Origin of the sequence: uncultured Thiodictyon sp., assembly GCF_903828115.1 — a bacterium.
GTDB lineage: Bacteria > Pseudomonadota > Gammaproteobacteria > Chromatiales > Chromatiaceae > Thiodictyon.
In genome coordinates this window covers 1-1,525 of record NZ_CAIKKU010000617.1, presented here as the reverse complement: position 1 = coordinate 1,525, position 1,525 = coordinate 1, and the positions used below count along the sequence as shown (strand labels likewise).

At 62.7% G+C, this 1,525-nt stretch carries 1 protein-coding gene; it reads right to left on the bottom strand.

Annotated features, from left to right (window positions below; all coding sequences use genetic code 11):
- Positions 1 to 1,525: 3'-5' exonuclease (locus QZY48_RS23335; protein WP_295435597.1), on the bottom strand; the 1,525-nt coding region annotated here is incomplete at both ends.

Below are 1,525 nucleotides of genomic sequence, written 5' to 3'. Positions count from 1 at the left end.
TTCCAGGAAGTAGCCCAGCATCGTGCAGGCCATGGCACGGTAGTCCTCGACGTATCCGTGGTCGTGAAGTCCGTGGGTGACGAAGGCATCCGCAAGAAGCGCATCACACTGACCAGTCGAGGCAACTCCCTGGGTGACTACCTTTCGATAGACCTCCCGGATCGCCTCGTGCATCTGCATGAAGGCGCTCATGCGGCGACGCCCACCGACTTGCAGTAGATGCGTATACAAGAACCGCCGCCCGCATGACTCATAGAGCGCGACTGCCTCGGAAGTGAAGCACGGTGTGCCCAAAAAGAACACAGGTATCTTCGCGACGTCTGAGGCTGGTGGCAGGACGGTCAATGGCGTGACCGATCGCCGACTGGCGGCGCCGATACGGTCAAAGAACGTCGACAGTGGCCTGGAGGTGCCGTTGGACTTCGTCGTGGCGCCGTAGAACACCAGACGGTCCCTTGCCCGCGACATCGCCACGTAGAAGAGACACTCCTGCTCCGCGTTGTGCGCGGCACGCGCGATTTCGTCCGGGCTGCCCGTCCCTCCTGTGACCATACCTTTCGGCGGCGGGCATTTGGAGGGGCGGACGGCGCCAGGGATGGAGTCCTGATTCACACCCACTATGTGGACCACGGGAAATTCCAAACCCTTGGAGCCGTGGATCGTCATCAGACGAACAGCGTCGATGCCTTGGGCTGCGGCTGGCAATTGCCTAAGATCCCTGTCATCCCGGAGGCGCAGCAACCTGCGCACGCGGTCGGCTAGCCGCTGGATCGGAAGACCCTGCCCGTTGGGCTGGGCCCGTACGAAATTCATGAACTGCCAGATGGCGATGCCTTGGGCCTGTTCGGGAACGCTAGAAGACGAGGCGATGTGCGCTGCCAGCCTCGTTCGGTCAAGCAGCAAGGTTGCAAGCACTACCCAGGGCTGCGCCGTGGCGTTGAAGCCGTCGAGCGCGGTACTTAAGGCAGACAGGGCGGCCTGCCCCGCTCGAGTGATGTCCGCTGCTCCTTGCCGCCACGCACCAGGCTGCACTTCAGCGCCGCGAAGGCGTTCAAATATGCGTACAGCGTCCTCAAGCGCCATCGCGAACTCGGGCCAGCAGGCGGTGCGAATCAGGCCCATGGCGCGCCTGTCCACGAGGAGCAAGAGGACCGCGACAAGGTCCTTTATCTCGGTGCGCTCGAAGAGACTGCCCAGGAATAGGACGGGCACGCCGGCTCGCTCAAGCTCCTGCCCGGTATCGGACAGCCTATCGTTGCCCCTGCACAGAACTGCCTGATCGCGATACCGAAAGCCCGCTGCTCGGAACTGCTCAATGCTGTCGATCAGCGCCGAAGTAACCAGCGAACCATCAGCAACGGTGATGACCTCCGCCTGCGCGCCGCCGGAGCCCCGATAGGCCTCGAGGGACGTGGGCCCGTCAGCGGCACTCATGCTGGCCGCGAAGTCGGAGAAGGCGCTAACGATCTCTATCGTGGAGCGGTAGTTGATGTCTAGGCTGTCTCGAACTCCATCGGGGAAGTCC